We start from the raw sequence: 19283 nt of genomic DNA, 5'->3' as shown, positions 1-19283 counted from the left end.
CCGAGAGTTCCGGATACGCCGCCTCAGGCTCCCCGGAACCACAGCCCGGGCCCCGGTGCGCTCGCCCAGCCGCCGGGGCCCGACCCTTTTCCCCCGAGTACGGGCATCGGGTGAAGATCCACGCAGGCCCTCTTGCCGGGCAGGCCGCTTTGGGCTTTCTTGACCTGCATGGCGGACACCACGGGCAACCCCACGGACACCCAGGCATCATCCGGCGACTCCCGACCTCGTAAGTCCAGTTGGAAGTACATCGGCCCCGGCATCGTCGTCGCGGCCACCGGCGTCGGCGCCGGAGACCTGGTCGCGACCCTCATCGCGGGCAGCAACTTCGGCTACACGCTCCTGTGGGCCGCCGTCATCGGCTGCCTCGTCAAGATCTCCCTCGCCGAAGCCGCCGGCCGCTGGCATCTGTCCACCGGCCGCACCCTCTTCGACGGCTGGGCGAGCCTGGGCCGCTGGACCTCGTGGTTCTTCGTCACCTACGTGGTGATCTGGGGATTCGTCTACGGCGCCGCCGCGATGTCGTCCAGCGCGCTCCCGCTCCAGGCGCTGTTCCCGGACGTGATGGACCTCAAGTGGTGGGCCGTCGCCTGCGGTCTGACCGGCCTCGTCTTCGTCTGGTTCAACAAGTACGCGGTCTTCGAGAAGGTCATGACGGTCCTGGTGGGCGTCATGTTCGTGGTGACGGTCTACCTGGCCATCCGCGTCACCCCGAACCTGGGGGACGCCTTCGCGGGCCTGCTGCCCGTCCTCCCCGACGAGAAGGACTCGATCCTCAACACCCTCGGCCTCATCGGGGGCGTCGGCGGCACCATCACCCTCGCCGCGTACGGCTACTGGGTCAACGCCAAGGGCTGGACCAACACCGGCTGGATGAAGGTCATGCGGCTCGACAACCGCGTCGCCTACGCCACCACCGGCATCTTCGTCATCTCCATGCTGTTCGTCGGCGCCGAGATGCTGCACTCGGCGAACATCGCCATCGCCAGCGGCGACAAGGGGCTCATCCAGCTCAGCGACATCCTGGAGGACAAGTACGGCTCGGCGACCGCCAAGTTCTTCCTCATCGGCTTCTTCGCCACCTCGTACACCTCCCTGATCGGCGTCTGGCACGGCGTGAGCCTGATGTTCGCCGACTTCGTCGCCCGCTTCCGCGACAAGGGCGAGAGCAAGGTGACGGGCGAGGAGGTCGCCTCCGGCGCGCGCGAACGCTCCTGGCCCTTCCGCGCGTACCTGCTGTGGCTGACCTTCCCGCCCATCGTCCTGCTCTTCCAGGGCCAGCCCTTCCGCCTGATCATCCTCTACGGCGTTCTGGGCGCGGCCTTCCTTCCCTTCCTGGCCGGCACGCTGATCTGGCTGCTCAACTCCTCGCGCACACCGGCCGAATGGCGCAACGGCCTGATCAGCAACGGGATGCTGGTGATCGCCGGACTGCTGTTCCTGGTGCTGTGCGTGAAGCAGATCTGGGATCAGCCCTGGTCGGAGTTCTTCTGACCGGTCTGCGACTCCTCGCGGCCCGGCCCCCACTTCGAGCTGAGCGCGATCTTCTTGAGCTGCTCCATCGTCAGGGCGGGCTTGTCACGGCTCGGCGCGTCGTGCGGCCCGCCCGCGTTGAGGGCGCTGATCACCACCCGCAGACCGTTGATCCGCACCGTGTCGACGGTCCACCTGACGGTGCCCGAGACATCCTTGTCACCGGCGTCCTCGCGGGTGACGAGCATCGTGCCGTCGGGAAGGGATTCGGCGCCTTCGAAGATGCTCTCGCCGGTGAGGTCGCCCATGTTCGGCTGGACGTTGATCTCGACGAGGCTCTTGCCCTTGCCGTCGTCGACGACGACATAGCCCCACCCGGACGCGTCACCGCCCCTCGAGACCACCTCGACGTCGTCGGGCATGAGATAAGCGAGATCCTTGCGGATGTCGCCGCTGCCGGGGGACGTCTCCTCCGGCTTCGCCAGCGAGGACCTGTCCTCCTCGGGGATGGCGTCGACCGCCGTCAGCCACGCCGGCGCGGTCACCAGCTTCTTCAACTCGGCGGCGTCCAGCGGCGGGTTCTCGCGGGTGACCGGCGAACCCTTCTCGGCCTCGGCGTTCCACTCGTACACCGCGACATGCTGGCCCTTCGGCGTGACCAGGTCGGCAGTCCAGTGCTTGGTCGGCTCCCGCTTGTCGGGATACTCGTACCCCTGGAAGATCCGCAGCACGGAGCCGTTGTCCAGCCGGCTCGTCCGGCAACTGTCGTACGGCGTGAACGTCTTGTCCGGGCACTCGGTCCACTGCCGGGCCTGCTCGGTGCCCGGCTCGACCCGGTCCATGCTCACGGAGACGACGGAACCCCCGTCCCCGTCGTCCCACACGAGCCACGCGTACGGCGCGTCCTCGGTACCGCGACCGGTCTCCTGGCTGAACTTGCCGTACCCGAGCTGCTCCTTGAGCGTGCTGATCAGCTCCTGGCCGGAGACGGGCGGCACGGTCGCCGTGGCGCTCGGCTTCGAGGCCACCGAGGACGGGTCCGGGTCCGAACCGCCACCGGGCAGGAGCAGCGCCCCGCCCACCCCGACGAGCGCGAGGGAGGCCGCGCCGCCCACGACGGCGGCCCGGCGCCGCAACCGCAGCCGTCGGCCACGGGCGAGGCCCGCGGTGGTGAGCGCGTGCGGGTCGGCGTCGAACTGGCCCCCGACATCGCGCAGTTCGGCGGCGACACGGTCCTCGAAGGGATCACTTTGCTGTTGAGCGGGCATGGCTAACCACCGTTTCCCCGAGGTGTGAAGGATGAGAAGTCACAGGTGTGGATGAGTCGAGGGGGGCAGGGACGGGTGGGGCCGTCAGAAGCGGGCGTACTCGCCGAGGTCCTCGCCCAGCAGCTCCCGCAGCCGGCCGAGGGCGCGGGTACAGCGGGTGCGGACCGCGGAGGAGCTGGCGTTCATCGCGTCGGCGGTCTCCTCGATCGAGCGGTCCTCCCAGTAGCGCAGCACGACCACCGCCCGGTCCTTGGCGGGCAGCCGGGCCAGCGCCTGGAGCAGCGTGAGGCGCAGCGGGACGTCGCCGTGGTCGGCGTAGGCCTGCTCCGGGAACTCGGCGGTGGCGCGCTCCTTGCTGCTGCGCCGCCGCTGGTGGGCGAGGAATGCCCGGGTGAGGACGGTCTGCGCGTACCCGGCGGGGTTGCCGACCCGGGCCACCCGGTGCCAGCTGATGTACAGCCGGCCCAGGGTCTCCTGCACCAGGTCCTCGGCGAGATACGTGTCCCCGGCGGTGAGCAGGCACGCGGAGCGGTACAGATGCCCCGCGCGTGCCGCCGCGAACTCCGCGTACTGGTCCGCAAGGACCTGTCTCATGTGTTCCCCCTGCTCGTGGGTGCCCGGCGTGCATCCCCTTCGCTCTATTGATGCAGTGGCCCCGGGGAAATGTTTCATCCGTTTCTGGCGAGACTGCGAACGTGCGTGTCGCCGATCACTGGATCGGGTGATGATCGCGCGAACGAGGTATGAGTGTGCGGTGATCGTACGTACGGTCTCATTGGCAGGTTCGGGCGATCACAGCGTCCCGGACGGGACGCGGCGGGGAGGGCGCGGGACAGGTGGGGGCAGTTGGTGAGGTCGGATACGCGCGTTACACGTACCGGCTGCGCATGTCGTCGACCGCCTGTGCGGCGCTGCTGGCCGAGTGGGACCGCTGCCGATGGCTCTGGAACGAGTGTGTAGCCAAGTCCAAGGCCATCTACCTGTACAACAAGGCCACTGGGGAGAAACTGACCTGTGGTCCGGCGCAACTGGACAGGATGCTGACCAAGGCGCGGATGGATACTTCGTGGCTGCGTCAGGGCAGCTCGGTGCCGCAGCAGCAGATCATCCGCGACTTCGGCAAGTCCCGTGCGAAGGCGCAGAAGGACATCCGGGAGCGGCTGCCGCTGCGACAGCGGGCTGGGATGCCGAAACACAAGAAGAAGCGCGAGGCGCTCCCGAGCCTGAACTACACCCGACGCGGCTTCCGGCTCAAGGACGGGCGCCTGCACCTGGCGGGCGGGATCGCGCTGACCGTTGTGTGGTCGCGGGACCTGCCCGCCGACCCGTCCTCGGTACGGATCTACCAGGACGGTCCCGGCCACTGGTACGCCTCCTTCGTCGTCCCTGCCGAAGTCCAGCCGCTCCCTGCCACCGGTGCGGTGATCGGCATCGACCGGGGCGTGAAGGAGACCGCGACCACCACCTCCGACGCCCACGACCTCCCGCACGCCCAGCACGGGAAGAAGGCCCGGGCGAAACTGTCGCGGTACGACCGGATGATGGCCCGCAGGAAGCCCAAGAAGGGCCAGTGCGGCTCGCAGGGCTACCGCGAGGCGAAGAAGTGGCGGGCGAAGACCTACGCGCAGATCGCCCGCCAACGGCAGGACACCGGCCGCAAGTGGGCCAAGAGAGTCGTCCGGGACCACGACGCGATCGCGGTGGAGGACTTCCGCCCGAAGTTCCTCAGCCGAACCACCATGGCCCGCAAGGCGGCCGACGCCGCCATCGGCGCCACCAAGACGGCCCTGCTGGAGATGGGTCGCAGGCACGGGCGGGACGTCCGTCTTGTCCACCCCGCGCACACCACCATGGACTGCGCGCAGTGCGGAGCGAGAACCAAGCACGCATTGCCGCTGTCAGAACGTACCTACACCTGCACCGCGTGCGGGCTCGTCTCACCTCGGGACAAAAACTCCGCGCGCGTGATGCTCGTCCGGGCAGGTTTGAACCCGGCTGGTGTCGAGGGCGTAAGACCCTCTGGAGCGCCGCTCCAGGGGGCCGCCTGAGCCAGGAATCCCCTCCCACCGGGGAGGAGGGGAGCCTTCAATTCATTGATGCGGTGGTTTGGGTGGAGGCAGCTCACGGCCAGGTAGGTTTCCCTACCGAAACCGATGCATCAGCCGCCCACCGGGGGACTCGTTGTGACGCACCCGCCGTACCATCACCAGCCACCCCAGGGCTTCGGCCCACCGCCACCTCTGTATGCCCCTCAGTTGATACCGGCGGGCCCGGAATTCCTCGCCGTCGACCGCCGCAGCTCGGTGGCCATCGACTCCTCCGGAGTCACCCTGGAACTCAACGGCGTCGAGGCCGAGTTCGACTGGCCGGAGATCCGCAGCGTCCACTACAAAACGAGCCCCAACGGCAAGTCGCTGATGCTCGCGGTCGTCCACGTCGACGGCAACTTCTACGAGTGCGTGGTGGAGGCGAAGCCGCGGGAACGTATGGGGGAGTGGTTCGCGGGGTTGGCCGCGGTGTTGGGGTACTACAGGCCGAGGGGTTGAGGCGTGGCAGTCACCCATCGCATCGCCGTCAGGATCGCGGAACAGTACGGGTCCGACGCGGATACGGTCATCTGGTTGCTGAAGGAGGCCGAGGCCGGAAGATTTCGCAAGGTCGCGTCGGAGAGAGTGACGGCCGCCGTCGTCATCCGGGCGAATGGCGATGCGGACAGGCTTTTCCGTGCGATCGAGGAGATGCAGATCGATTGGCGGGACCTGTTCATGTCGGCGCAGCTGGGGCATGCCGACTGGCGGGCGGATCTGGATGACGCCTTCGGCCCGCGAGACTGGCTCGATCGGCTGCTGTTTCTCCCGTGCGACTACATTTCGGGGTACGGCAGCCTGGGAGAGCTGATCGAGGAGGTCGATCCACCGCAGCTGGATCCGGCGGAATTCGCCCGAGCGGTCACGCAGCGCCTTCGGTGCTCCCCTGAGCTGATCGACGAATGGCAGCGCTTCTGCCACGACAACCCGGTGGGCGGACATGCCGACTTCGTGATCCGGGAGGCCGAGGACGTGCTGAAGCCCATCGGTGAGCTGCTCCGGCGGTGAGCGTGGAGGTGGTCTGCCCACCTCCACGCTCCGCCCCTTCCGCTACGGCAGCGCGTGCACGTGCGGTCCGACCGCGTTGGACCACGCGTTGCCCGCCGACGCGTCCCAGTTCGTCGACCAGGTCATCGCGCCGCGCAGGTCTGGGTAGGTCTTGGACGGCTTGAAGGAGCCGCAACCCGTTCCCTTGGTCAGGCAGTCGAGGGCGTTGTTGACGACCGTGGGGGATACGTAGCCGCTGCCCGCGCCGCTCGTCGAGGCCGGGAGGCCCAGGCCTACCTGGGACGGGGAGAGGCCGCCCTCAAGCTGGATGCAGGCCAGGGCCGTCAGGAAGTCCACCGAGCCCTGCGAGTACACCTTGCCGTCGCAGCCGAGCATCGAACCGCTGTTGTAGTACTGCATGTTGACGACCGTGAGGATGTCCTTCACATTCAGCGCGGTCTGGAAGTACGCGTTGGACGTCGACTGCATGTCGATCGTCTGCGGGGCCATCGTGATGATGAGGGACGAGCCCGCCTTTGACGAGAGCGACCGCAGCGCCTGTGTCATGTACGTCGCGTTGAGGCCGTTCTCGAGGTCGATGTCCACGCCGTCGAAGCCGTACGTCTGCATCAGCGAGTACACCGAGTTCGCGAAGTTCGCCGCCGAGGTGGAGTCGTTGACCGCGACCGTCCCCCGCTCACCGCCGACCGAGACGATGACCTTCTTCCCGGCAGCCTTCTTCGCCGCGATGTCCGCCTTGAACTGGTCGACGGTGTAACCGCCCAGCCCCGCTGAGTCGAGGTTGAACGTCACCGCGCCCGGAGTGGTCGTGGCGTCCGCGAAGGCCACCGCGATGATGTCGTACTGGGACTGGACGTCGGAGATCTTCTGGACCTTGGCCCCGTTGTTGAAGTTCTGCCAGTAGCCGGTGACGGCGTGCTTGGGCAGCGCGGGACCGGTCGGGGTGGCCGTCGTCGTCCCCGTCACCGCCGCCGACTTCGCGGACTCACCCGCCGAGTTGGTCGCGGTGACCTGGAAGGAGTACGACGTCGACGCCGCGAGCCCGGTCACGGTCGCCGACGTGCCGGTCACCGCCGTCACCTTCGTACCGCCGCGGTAGACGTTGTACCCGGTCGCGCCGGAGACCGTGTTCCAGGACAGCGACACCGACGAGGACGACGTACCGGAGACCGCGAGGCCGCCCGGCGCCCCCGGGATCGTCGGCGCCGGGTCGGTGCCACCGCCGCCGTCGGGGCCGTACACCGAGACGTCGTCCGCGAAGTACGCCGACTGCCCGTACCAGCCGTGCGTGTAGACCGTCACCGAGGTCGTCGCGGCGCCGGTGGTGAAGGTCGTCGACAGCTGCTTCCAGGACGTGGAGTCGGGTGTCCACGTCGACACGTCCGTCGTACCGGTGCCGGTCACACCGAGGTAGGAGTACCCGCCCTGCACCCACGCGCTGAGCGTGTACGTCGACCCGGGCTTCACCGCCACCGTCTGCGTGCACTTCGCGTTGTCCTGCCCGGCCGGCGTCGCCTTCAGCGCTGCCGCGCCGCCGTGCACCGGCGAGGAGACGGCCGCCCCGCTCCCCGCCGTACAGGTCCAGTTCGTCAGGCCGGACTCGAAGCCGGCGTTCTTGGCATTGTTGACATCCGCGGCGGAGGCCTGGCCTGTGCCGGACACACCGAGGGCGAGGGCTGCGAGAACCGCTGCCGACCAGAAGCGAGCAGAGCGTCGTCTGAGTATGGCCATGACAAGCAGACTGGTCCAGACCAATCGTGTCCGTCAATAGGTCCAGACCATCTTTGCGGTTTCGCGGCGGGTTCACCGCGGGTCCGCGGGCCCTCCCGCGGGTCATCGGCATATGCAATCCGCCCTGATTTGGGGAGCCTTGCGCAAAAACAGTTGCCATCAGCTGAAGAAACGCTGTTCTCCGGTCACATGGGCGTGGCTAGAGTGCTGACGTAGTCACGCAGTGAAGTCGACTGGGTGTGCCGGAGTAACGCCGGTCGGGCCGGCGGGGCATGGGAACGGGGAGCTGCGCGTGCCAACTGCCATTGCCGTGACCGGTGCCGACATGGCGCTGCCGCCGCAGGACGAGCGAACCGTGCCCGCCGTCGTGCTCAAGGGCCTGGACAAGGAACCGCTGGAACGCACGCTGCTGGGCCTCCAGGCGCTCATCGACCAGCACGGCCATGTGATCGTCGTCTGCTCCCAGGCGGTGCCGAAGGCGGTCGAGCGGCGCCTGCACACCGTACGGTCCCTCCTGGAGAGCGACCGTATCGCCCTGTTCCGCCCCGATCTGCCGCCCCTCGGGCTGGCCGTCCTGGCCCGCCAGTTGCGGCAGCTCGCCTCCTGCGACCTCGGCCCCGGCGTGCTCGCCTCCGCGGGCCGGCTGCTCACCCACTACATCCACGCCGGGGCGGTCCTCGGCTCCGTCACCAAGCTCGACCGCGTTCCCGTGGACCTCAAGGCGCATGCCAAGTCATGGGTCCCGGGAAGTCAGTTCGGTGTGATCGCCCACCCCGAACCGCAAATGGTCCGCATCGGCCCCGAAGCCGCCCTGAAGGGCCCCGAGTTCGCCACCGCCCTGCTGGTCGCCAAGGGACAGTTCCAGTCCGACTGGGTCACCACCACCCTCGCCCCGTCCTGGAACGTGCAGGGGCTGCGCGAGGTCCCGCTCCCCGCCGAGTCGGCGTCGTGGTGGGGCACCCCGAAAGTGATCGAGTTCTGTTCGTTCCTGCCCGACCTCTCGGTCCTCTACCAACTGGTCACCTCGGTCCGCCAAAGCGCCTGCCACTGGTGCGGCATCGATGTGATCGGCGACCGCTGTGTGTTCTGTTCCGCCACATCACCGCTCACCGATAACCAGCAGAACCAACTCACCGCCGGGTGAGCCCTGTCGACCGATATCCCCCAATGAGGTTGTCCGGTTCATGAACTCCCGTCAGCGCCGCGGCGTCATACTCCTGATCCTGTCGGCCGTCTGCGCCCTCGCGGCCTTCGCCGGCGTCCTGTCCGTCATCGACGACGCCGAGTCCAAGGTCGGACCCGAGGTCACCGCCTACCGGCTCAAGACGAACGTGGAGCCCTACAAACCGCTGAGTACGGCCCAGTTCGAGAAGATCGAGATGCCCGAGCGATGGCTGTCCGACAACGCGGTCCGCAATCTCCGCGAGATCGACGGCAAGATCGCGGTCACCGCCCTGAAGAAGGGCTCCCTGCTGCAGAGCGACATGATCGTGGCACAGCCGGCTCTGCAGCCCGGGCAGCAGGAGGTCGCCATCATGATCGACGCGGCGACCGGTGTGGCCGGCAAGATCACGCCGAACTCCACAGTCAATGTGTACGCCACCTTCGAGGGTGAGCGGGAGGGTGCTCCCGACCAGTCCAAGATCATCGTAACGAACGCCAAGGTCCTCGACGTAGGCGACCTCACCCCGCTCCAGCCCGACGCCGACGACCGCACCCGCGAGGCCACCGAGGCCGTCCCCATCACCTTCGCGCTCTCCGCCATCGACGCCCAGCGCATCACGTACGCCGAGTCCTTCGCCAAGCGCGTCCGGCTCGCACTGGTCGCGCCGGGCGAGACCGGCACCGTCCCCGACCAGGACCGCACGTACGAACTCGCGAAGGACAAGTGAGAGCCGTATGCCCACGAGGATCCTGCCGGCGGTAGGCGACGCGGACGCGGTCCGCTCCATCACCACCCTGCTCAGCCAGCTCCCGGACGCCGAACCGGTGGCCCCGGTCGTCGACTCCACCCAGCTCGTCGACACCCTCGCGCGCCTGGCCGCCGAGTCCTTCGACGAGCTGCCCGAGGTCGTGATCGTCCACGAACGCATCGGACCGGTCCCGGCGTTGGAACTGATCCGCGAGGTCGCCCTGCGCTTCCCCGCGGTCGGCGTCATCCTCGTCACCTCCGACGCGAGCCCCGGCCTCTTCCAGGCCGCCATGGACTACGGGGCACGGGGCCTGGTGGCACTGCCGCTCAGCTACGAGGAACTGGCCATCCGGGTCCAGGCGGTCGCCCAGTGGTCGGTGGGCGTACGGCGTCATCTGGGCGGCACCGTCGACGTGTTCACCGGAGTCGGCGGCACGGTCGTCACGGTCAGCGGCGCGAAAGGCGGAGTGGGGACCACCCTCACCGCCATCCAGCTCGCCCTCGCCGCCCAGGCGTCCGGCCGCAGCACGGCCCTGGTCGACCTCGACCTCCAGACCGGGGACATCGCCTCCTTCCTGGACGTCCAGTTCCGCCGCTCGGTGGCCGACCTGGCCACCATCACCGACATCTCCCCCCGCGTGCTGGCCGACGCCGTCTTCCGCCACGACACCGGGCTCGCCCTGCTGCTCGCCCCCGGCGAGGGCGAACGCGGCGAGGAGGTCACCGACCGGGCCGTCCGCCAGATCGTCAGCGCCCTGCGCTCCCGCTACGAGATCGTCGTCATCGACTGCGGCGCCCAGATCGGCGGCGCCGGCGCGGCGGCCGTCGAGATGGCGGACACGGCCCTGCTCGTCACCACGCCCGACGTGATCGCGGTACGCGGCGCCAAACGGACCGTCCGCATGTGGGACCGGCTCCAGATCCGCAAGGCCGAGGAGACGACGGTCGTCGTCAACCGGCACACCCGCGGAACCGAGATCCAGCCCTCCCTGGTCCGGAAGATCACCGGCACGCCGGTCGCGGGCGTGGCGATCCCCGCCAACTTCAAGGAACTGCAATCGGTGGTGGACGCCGGACGCGTCCACGAGCTCGACAACAAGAGCGTCGTGAAGCAGGCGATGTGGGGGCTCGCGGGGGAACTGGGACTGGTCAAGCCGGCCGAGGGAGCACACAAGGGCGGACGGTCCAGGGGCGACCGGGCCGCGGTGGGCTTCCGCCGACGCAAGGAGCTGGGGCCGTGAGGCGGCTCGGGGTCATGAGGCGGCTCGGGGTCATGGGGCGCCGGGACTCCGGCCAGGTCACCATCGAGTTCCTCGGCATGACCCCGCTGATCATCATCACCCTGGTGCTGCTGTGGCAGTTCGTGCTGGTGGGGTACACCTTCACGCTCGCGGGGAATGCTGCGGACGAGGCGGTACGGGCGGGAACGGCGGCGAGCCCGGGGGAGCGGCAGGGCGCGTGCGAGGCGGCGGGCCTGGAGAAGCTGCCGGACGCGTGGGACGGCACGGTGACCTGTGGCACCGGCGGCGGTTATGTCACGGCCGACGTCGAACTCCGGGTCCCCGTCCTCTTCCCGGGCGCGATCGGCTTCCCGTTCACGGTCGAGGGCCACGCGGGAGCGGTGGAGGAGGAGAAGGACTGAGATGTCGTACGACAGGAAAGTCCGCGACCGCCGACGTGCCGACCTCGGCCAGGTCGCCATCGAGTACCTCGGCTTCATCCCGATCCTGATCCTCGTCGCGATGGCGGGCGTACAGATCGGGCTCATCGCCTACACGGCACAGCAGGCGGGTACGGCGGCGCGGGCCGGCGCGCGGGCGGCCTCGCTGGAGAACAGCGCCCAGGAGGGCTGCACGACCGCGGTCAGCGACTGGCTGTCCGTCGCCTGCTCCGCCGCGCAGGGCGGCGACGAGGTCACCGTCACCGCCACCGTCGACATCCCCTCCATCGTCCCCGGCTGGGACTTCGGCGACGCGAACAAGACGGCGACGATGCCGCTCGACCACTGAACCCGGCTGAAACCGGGCGGACTTGCATCAACTCGGCTGAACTCGGCTGAACGAGGAGCACCATGAGCTTGCGGGCACGCATCAGCACCCCCGAGGAGAACGGCAGCCGGGGCGAGGACGGCCACCTGGTCGCCTCGTACCGCGCCAAGCTCCTGGAGGAGATCGACCTCGCGGAGATGAGCTCGCTGGCGGCCGCCGAGCGCAGGGCCCGCCTGGAGCGGGTGCTCGGGCACATCATCAGCCGCGAGGGCCCGGTGCTGTCGACGGTCGAGCGCTCGCAGCTCATCCGCAGGGTCGTGGACGAGGCGCTGGGGCTCGGCATCCTGGAGCCGCTCCTCGAGGACGCGTCCATCACCGAGATCATGGTCAACGGCCCGGACGCGATCTTCGTCGAACGCGGCGGCCGGGTGGAGCAGTTGCCGCTCCGCTTCCCCTCCCACGACCAGCTGATGCAGACGATCGAGCGGATCGTCTCGACGGTCAACCGGCGCGTGGACGAGTCGAATCCCATGGTGGACGCGCGCCTCCCGTCCGGTGAGCGCGTGAACGTCATCATCCCGCCCCTGTCGCTGACGGGCGCGACCCTGACGATCCGCCGCTTCCCGCGCTCCTTCACCCTCCAGGAGATGATCGGCCTCGGCTCGCTGGACGAGCACATGCTGTACCTGCTCGCGGGCCTGGTGCAGGCCAAGTTCAACATCATCGTGTCGGGCGCGACGGGCACCGGGAAGACGACCCTGCTCAACGCCCTGTCGGGGCTGATCCCGGAGCGCGAACGCATCATCACCATCGAGGACTCCGCGGAACTCCAGCTCCAGCAGGCGCATGTGATCCGTCTGGAGTCCCGCCCGCCGAACGTCGAGGGCAAGGGTCAGGTGACCATCCGCGACCTGGTCCGCAACTCCCTGCGGATGCGCCCCGACCGCATCGTCGTCGGTGAGGTCCGCGGCGGCGAGTCCCTGGACATGCTCCAGGCGATGTCGACCGGCCACGACGGCTCACTGGCCACGGTCCACGCCAACAGCACGGAGGACGCTCTGATGCGTCTGAAGACCCTGGCGTCGATGTCCGAGGTCGGGGTCCCCTTCGAAGCGCTGCACGACCAGATCAACAGCGCGCTCGACGTGATCATCCAGCTGACCCGGTTCCCCGACGGAGCCCGCCGCATCACGGAGATCGCCCTCCTCGACAGCCACGGCGCCGAGCCCTACCGCCTGACCACGGCGGCCCGCTTCCACGCCCAGCCCATGTCGGCGGACGGCCGCGTCCACGGCGCCTTCGAGTACTTCCCGCTGCCACGCCGTACGGCGGACCGCCTCTACATGGCGAGCCAGCCGATCCCCCAGGCCTTCGGCGTGGCCCAGTCCGCGCTCGAACTGACGACCCGAGAAGCCAGGTAGGTACCGCCCGATGGAACTCGACTCGCTGATCACGCTCACCACGGGCATCGCCCTGCTGACCTGTGTCCTCGCCGTGGCGGGCCTGCACGCGTACGCCATGGGCAAGGCCCAGCGCCAGGCCCTGGTCGACCGCCTCTCGGCGTCGGGCCAGATACAGGCGGGCGGCCGCCGGCGCCGCTTCCCGTCCCTGGACCGCCGGCTGCGCCGCACCAAGCTCGGCAGGAAACTGGAACTGAGGCTGGCGGCGACGGGCCTGGACATCACCCCGGGCGAGTTCTTCGTCTACATGCTGGCCACGGCGGCCGGCCTGTGGCTGATCAGCCAGGCGGCCCTGGCCCCCTTCTTCGGCCCCCTCGCCGGTCTGCTGGGCATCTGGGTGGCAGTGCAGTTCCTGAACTGGCAGCGCCAGAAACGCATCGAGAAGTTCATCAACCAACTCCCCGAAATGTCCCGGATCCTGGCCAACGCCACCCAGGCGGGCCTCGCCCTGCGCACGGCGATCGGCATGGCGGCGGAGGAACTGGAGGCACCGGCCGGGGAGGAGCTGGGCAAGGTCGCCAACCAGCTGGCGCTGGGCGCCTCCCTGGACGACGCGCTGGGGGAGATGGCGGAGCGCCTGCCGTCGCGCGAACTGGTGGTCCTGGTGACGACGTTGGTGCTCTCCAACCGGGCGGGCGGCCAAGTGGTGGGTGCGCTGCGCAACTTGACGGAGACGCTGGAGGAGCGCAAGGAGACCCGTCGGGAGGTCCGCACCCAACTGGCGCAGGTCAACATGACGTCGTACGCCGTCCCGGTCCTCGGAGTGGGTTCCCTCTTCCTGATGAACGGCGTGAAGGACGGCGCCCTGGACCGTATGACCGGCTCCCCGGCCGGCCAGGCCGCGGTGATCATCGCCTTCGCGCTCTACGCGGTGGGGTTCGTCCTGATCCGCCGCATGTCCCGTATCGACGTCTGAGGGGGCGTACACAGATGGCACTTCTTCTCGCCCTGCTGATGGGCCTCGGGGTCTGGGGCGTCTTCGCCGGGATCCGCATGTACCGGGCGGACGCGAAACTCCCCGGCGACCTGCTCCTCGCCCTGGAGGTCGGCGCCACGCGGACCGGCGCGGTGGACTCGCTGATCGACCGTCTCGGCATGCGCTACGCGCCCGCCGTCCTGCGCCTGATGGGCCCCAAGCAGGTCGCGAAGTACCGCCGCAGGATCGACCTGGCCGGCAACCCCGGCGGCCTGACCATCGACCGCTACGCGGCCCGCCGCGCGGTCTATGGTTTCCTGGGCGGTTTCGGCGGCCTGGTCTTCCTGATGCGGGGACAGTTCCTCGTGGCCCTCCTGCTGTTCGCCTTCGGGGCGTTCTGGACGGAGGTCGGCATCTGGTCGGCGATCCGGATCCGCAAGGACGTGATCGAGCGGACCCTGCCGGACTTCCTCGACGTCCTGGCGGTCGTGGTGAGCGCGGGCCTGGGCTTCAGGCAGGCGCTGGACCGGGTGGCGATGAAGTACGAGGGGCCCTGGGCGGACGAACTCCGCATCACCCTCCGCCAGATGGACCTCGGCATGGGCCGCCGCCAGGCCTTCCAGGAACTGCGCCGCCGCAACGACTCCGAACAGGTGGCCATGTTCGTCACGGCGCTCCAGCAGGGCGAGGAACTGGGCGCCCCGATCGTCGACACCCTGGTCGCCCTCGCCAAGGACATGCGCCGCACGGACGCCCAGAACGCCCGCCGCAAGGCCGCCCGCGCGGTCCCCAAGGCCACGATGATGATCACCACGTTCATGGTCCCGGCCACGATGATCCTCCTGGGCGCGGGCCTGGTGCTGGGCTCGGGGACCGACTTCGGTTCGATCACGGGCGACTAGGGGGCGGGTGACGAGGATGTCGATGACCGGGGAACGCCGGGGGGTGTGGCGGCGACGGCCAGTGGAGCCGCTGGAGGGGCCGCTGCCGGGTGTGCCGAGGCAGCCACGGACGGCGGCAGCCGGTGGAGGCACCCCACAGGGGCCAGTCCCTCCGGCTGAAGCTCCCGCAGGGGTTGGCGCCCGCGCTCGGGCTGAGGCTCCCGCATGGGCTGACGCTCCCGCTCGGACTGATGCTCCCGCAGGGGTTGGCGCTCCCGCACAGGCGGACGCACCCGTTCAGGCCGCCGCACCCGCAATCCCCATCCAGGTCAACGCCCTACAGGCCCTGGCCCGCCAAGTCTTCGGCTTCCGTCTGGCCATGATCGCCCTGGCCGCCCCCGCCGCCCTCCTCAACGCCAACCCGGGCCTGGGCGCCCGCCTGGTGGGCGCCGCGGTGGTCGCCACCTTCATGGGCTCGTACGTCCTCTTCAGGGACTGGGAACGCTTCGGCCCCCTCCTCCTCCGGCACCCCACCCTCCTCGCCGCGGACACCCTCTTCGGCTCCCTGCTCCTCATCTCCGCGGGCCCCGACACCACGCTTGCCTACGTCAGCGTCTGCACCCCCCTCCTCGCCGGCATCGTCTACGGCTGGCGAGGCGCCGCGGTCTTCGCGAGCCTTCAGTCCCTGATCTTCCTCCTGGTCTACGCGACGACACAGAACCCGGCCACCACCGTCGCCGAGCGACTGCTCCTCCCCGGCCTCTGCGTCATCGCCGGAGCGGTCGGCTCGGCCCTGCGCAACCTGATGTTCCGCTTCGGCGCCGCCACCCAGGCCCTGACCGAGGTCCAGGCCCGCCTGGCCGTCACGGAGGCGATCGCCGAGGAACGGGCCCGCCTGGCAAGGGAGATGCACGACTCGGTCGCCAAGACCCTGTACGGCGTGGCCCTGGCGGCGGACGGCCTGGCAGCCTCGGCCGACCGCATGGACCCCACGCTGGTCAAGGAACAGGCGGAGCTGGTGGCCCGCTCGGCCCGCCGGGCAGCCGCCGAATCCCGCGAACTCCTGACAGACCTGCGCCGGGAGGCGGACGCCACCGACGTACTGAGGGAACTGGCGGACCGCACAAGGGACTTCGGCACCCGCACGAACCTCGCGGCCACCTACCACCCCACCGGCGAGGAGGACACGCCGCTCATCCCGCCGGCCGTCGCCCGCCAACTCCTCACCATCGCCGCGGAAGCGATGGACAACGCCCACCGCCACGCGGACCCGACCCGGGTCGACGTGAGCGCGGGAGTCCACGGCGACCTGCTCTGCCTGTCGGTCTACGACGACGGCCGGGGCCTGCCCCAGGGCACCACCCTCGAACAACTCCGCAGCACAGGCCACTTCGGCCTGGTGGGCATGGTCGAACGAGCCGCCTCGCTCGGCGCCCGCATCCGCATCGGCCGCGGCACCCACACCAAGGGCACGGAGGTCCGCCTGGAACTCCCGCTGACGACACCGTCCCCAGGCAGCGCTTGACCACCCGCACGACGCCGCCGCACAGTCCCCCACGCACCGCGAGACGACGAGAGGAGGCCGCAGAATGCCGGACCAGACGACTCCCCACCCCGGCGCGAAGCAGCCACCGCCCCACGACCCGTTCGAGGACTTCCCGCCCCCCGCGCCGACGACCGCCCTACGCGTCGTGGTGGCGGACGACAACCCGGTGGTCCGCGCGGGCCTCACCGCCCTCCTCTCCGGCCGCGAGGACATCACGGTCGTCGCGGAAGCCGCGGACGGCCGCCAGGCCTACGAGGCGGCACTGGCCCACCACCCCGACGTGATCCTCCTGGACGTCCGCATGCCGGGTGTCGACGGCCTCTCGGCCCTCCCGCACCTGGTCCAGATCTCCCCGGTGGTGATGCTCACCTACAGCAGGGAGTCGGAGATCGTCCACGAGGCCCTGCGCCTGGGCGCCGGCGGCTACCTGGTCCACGGCGAGTTCACGGCGGACCAACTGGTCGACGCCGTGCGGAACATCAAGAACGGCCGGGCCCACTTCACGCCGACGGCGGCGGACGCCCTGGTGGCCAGGCTACGGCAGACGAAAGAGGGCAGTGCGACTGCACACAATCACGCTCCCCATCAACCCAAGTCCCCATTGATTTCTGCGAAACACCTTTCGCAACTGCAACCAGTTGTGGCACAGTCTGACAAGTCGCGGTTCCATCTGAGTGCAAGGGAGGCGGAGATCATGGACCTCATCGCATCCGGCATGAACAACCAACAGATCGCCGCCACCTGCTTCATCAGCGAGAAGACCGTCAAGAACCACATCAACCGCATCTTCGCCAAACTCCACAGCACCAGCCGCGCCGAAGCCGCCGCGAAATGGCTAGGGGTGACCTGAGATGAGGGCTGGGGGGAAGAGGAAGGCGAATTGGGCCCGTAGTTGGGCCCAGGGACCCTCCGCGAAGGCGGGCGCCACCTCGTACGTTGCCCACACCACGGACAACGGAGGGCAACGCCATGCGGAACTGGAACGACGAGGGACAGACCGCGGTCGAGTACCTGGGGATCATCGCGGTGGTTGTGGCGATCGTGTTGGCGATTACGGGGACGGACATTGGTGCGCAGATCTACGAGGCGATCGTGAACAAGATCGACGAGGTTATCGGTTGATCAGCCGCCGCAAGTGCGGCGATGCAGGGCAGGCCTTCCCCATCTACATCATGGTGGTGGCGGGCCTGCTTTTTCTTGCGTTCGCTTATCTTGCGGTCGGCCAGGCCGCGGCAAACCGGAACGGCGCCCAGACGGCCGCTGACGCTGCGGCGCTCGCGGCTGCCCAGGACACCAGGGAGCAACTCGCGGGCAAGTGGGTGGAGGTCGTACTCGACCCGACGAAGTGGCAGGACATTTTCGACGGCAACGTGGCGGGCCTGGCTCCCTCTTGCGGTCGGGCCAATGAGCTGGCGGCGCAGAACGACGCGCACGTAGAGGTTTGCCAGCCGACGGGGCTTCTGGCCTACGACGTCGATGTGCAGACGGACGAACCGGTGGGGGACTCCATCGTTCCTGGCACGGAGAGCAAGTATGCGAGGGCCTCAGCCCGGGCAGTGATCGAACCTCTCTGTACGTTCGAGCTCCCTGGTGCAGACGCCGGGGACGACGTTCTGCCGCAGCTCACCTGCAAGGACAGGGACTGGGACTTGGACCCGGACGATCTCGCCATCCTTCCGGAACCCGAGGACCTCTTCGACGTCCATCTGGCCGACTGACTGGCGAACGACGAGGGATGAAGGAAGAAGAGGCATGAGTATTCGGATCACAGCCAAGGCGCGCAGGGGGATGGTCGCACTGACCGTCGCGGCCGGACTGGCCGTCGGCGTGGCAGGCTGCGGCGGCGGAGGCGACGACGACAAGAAGCCAACGGCATCGGCTTCCACCTCCAAGGGCGGGTCCGACCCGAGTGCTCAGGAGGGTACGGACGAGGAGCCTCTTGCTGAACTCAAGGGCGAGAGCGGTCTGATCCTCACGATCGACAGTGCGGCGCGGGACGCGGGTGGCTTCGTCACGGTCAGCGGCGAGATCAAGAATGACGGCGATGAGGCGACACGTGTCCCAGTCGAGACGCGAGGTAACGAGACTGAGATCATCCGGCACGGCACATCGCTCGGTGGGGCCACTCTCGTGGATTCCGGCAGCAAGAAGCGCTACTACGTTCTGCGCGACACCGACGGCCGCCCCCTGACGACCACGGACCTGCCGAGGATCAAGGCAGGTGACACCGTCCCCGTCTTCATGCAGTTCCCCGCACCGCCCACCGACGCGGGCGAAGTCACCTTCCAGCTGCCCACCTTCGCCGCCGCCACGATCACCATCTCCGGGTGAGGCCCCGATGACCCTCACCCCACCCCGCCTCGCCCTGACCCTCACCGCCGCGTCGGTCATGCTCGCCACGAACCTCTTCGTCGCGACGGCAGCTGAGGCCGACGAAACCCCCAGCGTCCCCCCGGGCACCGAGGCCACCGCCGCAGCCCCCGTGAAGGTGGACGCCAACGACCCGGACCTCAAGCTCCCCGAGGGCGCCACTCTCGCCGAACCCAAGGTCCTGGACATCAAGCAGGTCGTGGAGGACCAGTCCGGCGAGGAACGCCGTGAAGACACGAACGCCGACGTCAAGTTCGCCCTCCAGGCGGAGGTCCTGTTCGGCAAGGACAGCGCGAAGCTCAGCGGCCAGTCGAAGGCCCGTATTGCGGCGATCGCGGATGAGATCAAGAAGCAGAACGCGACGAAGATCCGCGTCTTCGGCTTCACGGACAACCTGGGCACCTCCGCCCACGGCGACGTCCTGTCGAAGCAGCGGGCCAACGCCGTACAGGACGTCCTGGAATCTGAACTGAACGACGCGAACGTCACGTACGAGGTACGCGGATACGGCGAGCAGTACCCGATCTCCGACAACTCGACGGAGGCCGGCCGCAAGAAGAACCGACGGGTCGAGGTCTCTTTCCCGCGCACGGAGAGCTGAACGACGAGGCGCCGGGGAGGAGAACTCCCCGGCGCCGATGGA

General features: G+C 68.8%; 21 protein-coding genes. 18 read left to right on the top strand and 3 right to left on the bottom strand.

Annotation, left to right across the window (positions count from 1 at the left end; genetic code table 11):
• The first annotated feature begins 168 nt into the window (after positions 1-168).
• Complete coding sequence (locus ACIOHP_RS00990) at positions 169-1494, top strand: Nramp family divalent metal transporter (RefSeq protein WP_401882103.1); 1326 nt, start codon at positions 169-171, stop codon at positions 1492-1494.
• Here ACIOHP_RS00990 and ACIOHP_RS00985 read toward each other — a convergent pair.
• Both ACIOHP_RS00985 and ACIOHP_RS00980 read right to left on the bottom strand, forming a co-directional pair.
• On the bottom strand, positions 1470-2741 hold the full coding sequence (locus ACIOHP_RS00985) for a hypothetical protein (RefSeq protein ID WP_401882100.1): 1272 nt from the start codon (positions 2739-2741) through the stop codon (positions 1470-1472). The genes ACIOHP_RS00990 and ACIOHP_RS00985 overlap by 25 nt on opposite strands.
• A gap of 84 nt (positions 2742-2825) precedes the next feature.
• Positions 2826-3335, bottom strand: a complete 510-nt coding sequence (locus tag ACIOHP_RS00980; RefSeq protein WP_307026465.1) for a SigE family RNA polymerase sigma factor — start codon at positions 3333-3335, stop codon at positions 2826-2828.
• A gap of 293 nt (positions 3336-3628) precedes the next feature.
• Between ACIOHP_RS00980 and ACIOHP_RS00975 the strand changes: the two genes are divergently transcribed.
• From ACIOHP_RS00975 to ACIOHP_RS00965, 3 genes are all read left to right on the top strand, one after another.
• Entirely contained in the window at positions 3629-4789 is a 1161-nt protein-coding gene (locus ACIOHP_RS00975; protein ID WP_401883087.1) for an RNA-guided endonuclease InsQ/TnpB family protein, read from the top strand.
• Between the two features lie 207 nt (positions 4790-4996).
• Entirely contained in the window at positions 4997-5287 is a 291-nt protein-coding gene (locus ACIOHP_RS00970) for a hypothetical protein (protein ID WP_401882098.1), read from the top strand.
• Positions 5288-5290: 3 nt separating this feature from the next.
• On the top strand, positions 5291-5836 hold the full coding sequence (locus ACIOHP_RS00965) for a hypothetical protein (protein WP_401882096.1): 546 nt from the start codon (positions 5291-5293) through the stop codon (positions 5834-5836).
• A 42-nt stretch (positions 5837-5878) separates the two neighbouring features.
• Here ACIOHP_RS00965 and ACIOHP_RS00960 read toward each other — a convergent pair whose 3' ends face one another.
• The gene (locus ACIOHP_RS00960; RefSeq protein WP_401882094.1) at positions 5879-7567 is read right to left on the bottom strand and encodes a chitinase; all 1689 of its coding nucleotides are present in this window, start codon (positions 7565-7567) and stop codon (positions 5879-5881) included.
• A gap of 292 nt (positions 7568-7859) precedes the next feature.
• On the opposite strand from ACIOHP_RS00960, the gene ACIOHP_RS00955 reads away from it, so the two are divergent.
• The 14 genes from ACIOHP_RS00955 to ACIOHP_RS00890 all read left to right on the top strand — a co-directional run bounded on the left by ACIOHP_RS00955 (position 7860) and on the right by ACIOHP_RS00890 (position 19241).
• Positions 7860-8711, top strand: coding sequence for a hypothetical protein (locus ACIOHP_RS00955; RefSeq protein WP_361548679.1), 852 nt, complete (start codon positions 7860-7862; stop codon positions 8709-8711).
• Positions 8712-8751: 40 nt separating this feature from the next.
• A complete protein-coding gene (cpaB, locus tag ACIOHP_RS00950) occupies positions 8752-9459 on the top strand; it encodes a Flp pilus assembly protein CpaB (protein ID WP_361480207.1) in 708 nt (235 codons plus the stop codon).
• 7 nt (positions 9460-9466) lie between these two features.
• Positions 9467-10720, top strand: a complete 1254-nt coding sequence (locus ACIOHP_RS00945) for an AAA family ATPase (protein WP_361548683.1) — start codon at positions 9467-9469, stop codon at positions 10718-10720.
• 14 nt (positions 10721-10734) lie between these two features.
• Positions 10735-11121: a TadE/TadG family type IV pilus assembly protein gene (locus ACIOHP_RS00940; RefSeq protein ID WP_401883084.1), complete on the top strand. Its 387-nt coding sequence runs from the start codon at positions 10735-10737 to the stop codon at positions 11119-11121.
• A 1-nt stretch (position 11122) separates the two neighbouring features.
• Positions 11123-11488 (top strand): TadE/TadG family type IV pilus assembly protein, encoded by a 366-nt coding sequence (locus ACIOHP_RS00935; protein ID WP_361548685.1) that lies wholly within the window; start codon positions 11123-11125, stop codon positions 11486-11488.
• A 62-nt stretch (positions 11489-11550) separates the two neighbouring features.
• Entirely contained in the window at positions 11551-12888 is a 1338-nt protein-coding gene (locus ACIOHP_RS00930; RefSeq protein WP_327719136.1) for a CpaF family protein, read from the top strand.
• Between the two features lie 10 nt (positions 12889-12898).
• Positions 12899-13843, top strand: a complete 945-nt coding sequence (locus ACIOHP_RS00925) for a type II secretion system F family protein (RefSeq protein ID WP_401882090.1) — start codon at positions 12899-12901, stop codon at positions 13841-13843.
• A 14-nt stretch (positions 13844-13857) separates the two neighbouring features.
• On the top strand, positions 13858-14745 hold the full coding sequence (locus ACIOHP_RS00920) for a DUF5936 domain-containing protein (RefSeq protein ID WP_361548690.1): 888 nt from the start codon (positions 13858-13860) through the stop codon (positions 14743-14745).
• A 16-nt stretch (positions 14746-14761) separates the two neighbouring features.
• The gene (locus tag ACIOHP_RS00915; RefSeq protein ID WP_401882088.1) at positions 14762-16249 is read left to right on the top strand and encodes a histidine kinase; all 1488 of its coding nucleotides are present in this window, start codon (positions 14762-14764) and stop codon (positions 16247-16249) included.
• Between the two features lie 64 nt (positions 16250-16313).
• Positions 16314-17120 (top strand): response regulator, encoded by an 807-nt coding sequence (locus tag ACIOHP_RS00910; RefSeq protein WP_401882085.1) that lies wholly within the window; start codon positions 16314-16316, stop codon positions 17118-17120.
• A 119-nt stretch (positions 17121-17239) separates the two neighbouring features.
• Positions 17240-17392, top strand: coding sequence for a hypothetical protein (locus ACIOHP_RS00905; RefSeq protein WP_365391909.1), 153 nt, complete (start codon positions 17240-17242; stop codon positions 17390-17392).
• Positions 17389-17988 (top strand): pilus assembly protein TadG-related protein, encoded by a 600-nt coding sequence (locus tag ACIOHP_RS00900; protein WP_401882082.1) that lies wholly within the window; start codon positions 17389-17391, stop codon positions 17986-17988. The genes ACIOHP_RS00905 and ACIOHP_RS00900 overlap by 4 nt, the downstream gene beginning before the upstream one ends.
• 34 nt (positions 17989-18022) lie before the next feature.
• A complete protein-coding gene (locus ACIOHP_RS00895; RefSeq protein WP_401882079.1) occupies positions 18023-18601 on the top strand; it encodes a hypothetical protein in 579 nt (192 codons plus the stop codon).
• 7 nt (positions 18602-18608) lie between these two features.
• Positions 18609-19241: an OmpA family protein gene (locus ACIOHP_RS00890; protein WP_361548697.1), complete on the top strand. Its 633-nt coding sequence runs from the start codon at positions 18609-18611 to the stop codon at positions 19239-19241.
• Positions 19242-19283 lie beyond the last annotated feature (42 nt).

Origin of the sequence: Streptomyces sp. NPDC087859 (assembly GCF_044742595.1) — a bacterium.
GTDB lineage: Bacteria > Actinomycetota > Actinomycetes > Streptomycetales > Streptomycetaceae > Streptomyces > Streptomyces canus_F.
Note: the sequence above shows the minus strand (reverse complement) of the source record. Positions and strands in the feature narration are given on the sequence as shown.